At 63.3% G+C, this 4,800-nt stretch carries 4 protein-coding genes and 1 pseudogene; 3 read left to right on the top strand and 2 right to left on the bottom strand.

Annotated elements, in window-relative coordinates:
- Both EOA27_RS22440 and EOA27_RS22435 read left to right on the top strand, forming a co-directional pair.
- Positions 1-278: pseudogene (locus tag EOA27_RS22440) on the top strand (TetR/AcrR family transcriptional regulator); the annotation flags it as partial.
- A gap of 91 nt (positions 279-369) precedes the next feature.
- Positions 370-1,980 carry an inorganic phosphate transporter gene (locus tag EOA27_RS22435; RefSeq protein WP_126080904.1) on the top strand — a complete coding sequence of 537 codons (1,611 nt, stop codon included), beginning with the start codon at positions 370-372 and terminating at the stop codon, positions 1,978-1,980.
- Between the two features lie 448 nt (positions 1,981-2,428).
- On the opposite strand, the gene EOA27_RS22430 is transcribed toward EOA27_RS22435, so the two are convergent.
- Together EOA27_RS22430 and EOA27_RS22425 are read right to left on the bottom strand one after the other, a co-directional pair.
- Positions 2,429-3,589: a patatin-like phospholipase family protein gene (locus tag EOA27_RS22430; RefSeq protein WP_126080905.1), complete on the bottom strand. Its 1,161-nt coding sequence runs from the start codon at positions 3,587-3,589 to the stop codon at positions 2,429-2,431.
- The gene (locus EOA27_RS22425; protein WP_127257217.1) at positions 3,582-4,370 is read right to left on the bottom strand and encodes an acetoacetate decarboxylase; all 789 of its coding nucleotides are present in this window, start codon (positions 4,368-4,370) and stop codon (positions 3,582-3,584) included. Before EOA27_RS22425 ends, EOA27_RS22430 begins: the two co-directional genes overlap by 8 nt.
- A gap of 226 nt (positions 4,371-4,596) precedes the next feature.
- On the opposite strand from EOA27_RS22425, the gene EOA27_RS22420 reads away from it, so the two are divergent.
- The coding region (locus EOA27_RS22420) for an SDR family NAD(P)-dependent oxidoreductase (RefSeq protein ID WP_127257214.1) at positions 4,597-4,800 on the top strand (204 nt) is incomplete at its 3' end.

Raw genomic sequence — 4,800 nt, 5'->3', positions numbered from 1 at the left:
ATATCAAGCTGTCGGCCGACGACTGCGAGCGACCGAAACCCTCGGCCTCCTGGATTTTCTCGGCGATCGCCGAAGATCCCGATTTCCTGGCGCCGATAAAGGCCTTCAAGCACCAACTGCTCGAACGGTTGAAGGAAGAGACCAGCGATCTCGGCTCGCTGCTGGTCTGCTTTCTCGCCATCGAGGGGATGCGCAGCATGAACCTTTTCGATTCCGATGTGCTTTCCGAAGACGAGCATAAGCTTCTGGTGGCCTCGCTCCTGAAGATAGCCGGATAGGTGGCCTGCCGGCCAAGGCGTCACACCAGCTTCATCCTAGGGACATAGCGTCCTTCCCGGTTCTTTGCTGCAATGCAAATGGAGTGGGACAATGGTGGACGTAGTTTCAAGTGAGGCGGGGATCCCGAGACCGGATCATCCCTTGGAGCAATCGGGCGGGGCGAAATGGTTTCTGCCGGCTTTCGGCGTGCTGGTGCTCGTCGGCATCATCTATGTCGGCTACGCGCTCAGCCAGGATCTGGCGATCGCCAAGACGGTACCGTGGATCCTGCTCGGCATAGCGCTTCTGATTGCGCTGGGCTTCGAATTCGTCAACGGCTTCCACGACACCGCCAACGCCGTCGCCACCGTCATCTACACGCGGTCGCTGCCGGCCGAATTCGCCGTCATGTGGTCCGGCGTCTTCAACTTCCTCGGCGTCTTGACCTCGAGCGGCGCCGTGGCGTTCGGCATCCTGTCGCTGCTGCCGGTCGAGCTCATCCTGCAGGTCGGCTCGTCATCCGGCTTCGCTATGGTGTTCGCCCTTCTGGTCGCCGCCATCCTGTGGAACCTGGGCACGTGGTTCCTCGGCCTGCCGGCTTCGAGCTCGCACACCATGGTCGGTTCGATCATCGGCGTCGGCCTCGCCAACCAGTTCATGGCTCCGGCAGGAAGCGCCACCAGCGGCGTCGATTGGGGGCAGGCGACCAATGTCGGCACCACCCTGCTGGTCTCGCCGATCGTTGGGTTCTTCGCCGCCGCGGTGCTGCTCTATGCGATGAAGCTCCTGGTGCGTAATCCTGCCCTCTACGAAGCGCCGAAGGGCAAAACGCCGCCGCCATGGTGGATCCGCGCGCTGCTGATCTTCACCTGCACCGGCGTCAGCTTCGCGCATGGCTCCAATGACGGCCAGAAGGGCATGGGCCTGATCATGCTGATCCTGATCGGCGTGGTGCCGACCGCCTATGCGCTCAACCGCACGCCCGACATCAACTATCTCGACGCCTATAAGTCGGCGTCCGTCGCCGTCGAGCAGGCGCTGGGCAAATATGTCAAGCCGGGGGTCACCGTCGCGGATGCCAATGCCGCAAAGGCCGCCGTGCAGGAAGCTGTGCGCAGCAAGTCGTGGAACGACCAGACGACGCTCGCACTGCAGACCTACATCCACAGCACGACCGCCGGGCTGCAGCCCTACGCCACCGTGGACAACGTTCCGACCGACCTGGTCAGCAACGCGCGCAACGACATCTACCTGATCGGCGAGGCGCTGAAGCTGATTGACAAGAAGAAGCTGCTGCCTATGCAGGACGCCGACCTGAAGGCGGTCACCGACTATCACAAGGCGGTCGACAACGCGACGAAGTTCATCCCGCTGTGGGTGAAGATCGCCGTGGCGCTGGCGCTTGGGCTCGGCACCATGGTCGGCTGGAAGCGCATCGTCGTCACCGTCGGCGAGAAGATCGGCAAGAGCCACCTGACCTATGGCCAGGGCGCCGCCGCCGAGCTGGTCGCGATGGTCACCATCGGCATGGCCGACCGTCTCGGCCTGCCGGTGTCGACCACCCATGTGCTGTCGTCCGGCGTCGCCGGCACGATGGCGGCCAACGGCTCCGGCCTGCAGTGGTCGACCGTGCGCAATCTTCTGCTGGCCTGGGTGCTCACGCTGCCCTGCTCGATCGCGCTCGCCTTCGTGCTGTTCGTGATCTTCCGCCACGTTTTCTGAGTCTAGCGCAAAGAGTTCAAAAAGGCAGCGCCGGTCGCCGGCGCTGCCTTTTTTGTTTGGGCAAAACCCATGTTCGGGACACGAGTCGCGAGGGATGTATTTGCTGCGTCGAAATAGCGCTCGGAGATAGCCGAGGCGCCCCTCATGTCGTCATTCCATGGCGGAGCAAGGAGCGAAGCGACGCGGCGCAGACCATAGAATCCATTCCGTTACCTATGAGCGTCACGGCGGTCAGAAAGATCTTTGTTCTGCGCCGTCTTTACCCTTCGCGCCAAGCCACGGAATGGATCCTCGGGTCTTCGCGACGCCGCTTCGCGGCTGCTCCGCCCGTGGATGACGACGCGAGGCAGAGTTTCGACAGTCTCGTAGGGCCGATCCGCTCGATCGAACGACTGGGTTCTCGCGGCCAACAGATACGATGCCGCTGAAAGCCGCAGCGCAGGGCTGATCAGGTCGGGTCTTCGCGATGCAGGTCGTGGATGGTGACGCCTTCGGCATTGTCGGGCAGCATCAGCCACTTCTTGTGGCGCAGCGTGCGCTCGGTGTCTTCCAGGCCCATCTCCCAGTGCTCGCGCATCGAGGTGCCGGAGAACTCATAGTCCTTGGCGTGGCCTTCATAGCCTTTGTGCTGGTAGATCAGGTGGACGATGTTGACCACGCCGGCGTCGGAATAATCGGCGATCAATTCCCTCTCGCCGTCCTTCAACTGCTCCGGCGGCACGCGCTTCAGCGCGTCAAGCAGCTTCATCTTGAGCGCGTGGATGCGCTGGAAATTGTCGGTGTTCTGGCGCGTGCGGCTGGAATACATGATGTCCTTGTGGCGCGACAGGACGTCGGCCATGCCGCGCGGCAGCACGCCGCGGGCGCTGAACAGATCGACCTGGAAAACCAGCGAGGAGCGGTCCTCCTCCTGGTCGAGCAGATATTGCAGCGGCGTGTTGGAGACGATGCCGCCGTCCCAGTAATACTCGCCCTCGATGCGGATCGAGGGAAAGGCCGGCGGCAGCGCGCCGCTCGCCATGATGTGCTCCGGCCCGATGCGCACCTTGTCGGTGTCGAAATAAACGAAATTGCCGGTCCGGACATTGACCGCACCGACGCTCAACCGCTTCCTGCCGTCGTTCAGCACGTCGAAATCGATCAGGCTTTCCAGCGTGTCCTTGAGCTCGGCGGTGTCGTAGAAGCTGGTGGCGCCGTCTGCCCCGGCCAGCTGGAACCAGGGGTTGGGGCTGCGCGGCTTGAAGAAGCCCGGCTGGCCCATGGCCATGGTCATGAATGACGAGGTCTGGTTGCGGATATCGCGATAGATGTCGCCTTCCGGCGTATAGGCCCAGATCTTGCGGCCCGAGACGGTCTGCCAGAACTGCTCCAGCCGCTGCAGGCGGCGGCTCGGCTCGTTGCCGGCGATGATCGAGGCATTGATGGCACCGATCGAGACGCCGGACAGCCAGGTCGGCTCGCAGCCGGCGTCGGCTAGCGCCTGATAGACGCCGGCCTGATAGGCGCCGAGCGCGCCGCCGCCCTGGAAGACCAGGGCGATGCGGTCGTATTGCGCGGTGATTTCAGCGATGGTGGCGGCGGCCGCCCTGTTGCGGTTGCGCTCAAGCACCGGCTTTCTCCAGCGCCTTCACGCCGGCAGTCGATCGGCCGTGGTCGGCGAGATAATCATGCACGACTTCGCCGAGGCCGAGCGTCAGATCGGCCGTGAAGTGCACGGCCGAAACGATGTCGAGCACAGGCAGCTTGGCCACATCGGCCATGACATGGGGGCGCAGGTCGAGCGCGGCGGGCGCCGTCCAGGCCTCCTTCAGTGTGACGTCGGTGAGATAGTAACGCACCAGCTCGCAGATGCGCGGGCTGCCGTCGACATGCGGAATGATCTTGATCAGGAAATTGGGCGCGGCGAGCGCTGCCAGCACCTGGTCGTGGTCGGCCTCGCGATGCTTGTAGCCCATGGTGCCGGTGGCGCACAGAACGCTGCCATAATGCAGCGTGCGGACCACCACCTCGCCCTCATGCACGATCTTGGGGCTGGCGAGCTTCTTGGGGAAGCCCCAGAGCTCGCGGCCGCCGGCGATCGGCGCGTCGTCGTCGAGATACATGGAATGCACATAGCCGCCATGTTGGCCCTTATAGCGCACCGGGATGACCTGGCCGGTCTCGGTGTAGTCGCCGAAGCCGGTCGAGTCCGGCATGCGGATGAACTCGTATTTGACCAGCGGCTCGTCAATCTCGAGCGGCGCGGGCACGACCGCCTCCAACGCCTCACGCGTGGTGCGGTAGGTGATGATGATGTATTCGCGGTCGAAGAAACGGTAGGGTCCGGGCGGGAAGGAAGGGTTGGTGAGGGGCATCGCGTAGGCGCGCTTCACGACATCGTCGATTTCCAAGCTATTCACCCATCGGTTCAGGAACGACACGCGCTGGACGCGCGGCAGGATATGTTGCACGGCACCATGACAGTGCCATGTCACCCGCATCGAGCGCCAGCTTGGCGGGCATCGGACAGCATCACAACATTGTAATCGCTACGACATATGGTCATGGCATTGTCATCCTGCGGCGCACAAACTATGTGCCCTTGTAGTTCCCTTCCCTCCTGTCGCGAGATCTCCCATGGGTTCCCTGTCTTCGAAGAATGCGCTCGTCACCGGCTCGACCAGCGGCATCGGCCTGGCAATCGCCCGGGCCTTCGCCGCCGAGGGCGCCAACGTCACCATCAACGGCCTGGGCGATGCCGCGGCGATCGAGCAGGAGCGGGCCGGCATCGAAAAGGATTTCGGCGTCAAGTGCCGCTACTCGGACGCCAACATGATGGAT

Origin of the sequence: Mesorhizobium sp. M2A.F.Ca.ET.037.01.1.1 (assembly GCF_003998075.1) — a bacterium.
Classification (GTDB): Bacteria; Pseudomonadota; Alphaproteobacteria; order Rhizobiales; family Rhizobiaceae; genus Mesorhizobium.
This window is presented reverse-complemented; position numbering and strand designations above follow the sequence as displayed.

Coding starts and splice junctions, on each gene's coding strand:
- EOA27_RS22435 (WP_126080904.1), top strand. CDS start 370: ATGGTGGACGTAGTTTCAAGTGAGGCGGGGATCCCGAGACCGGATCAT.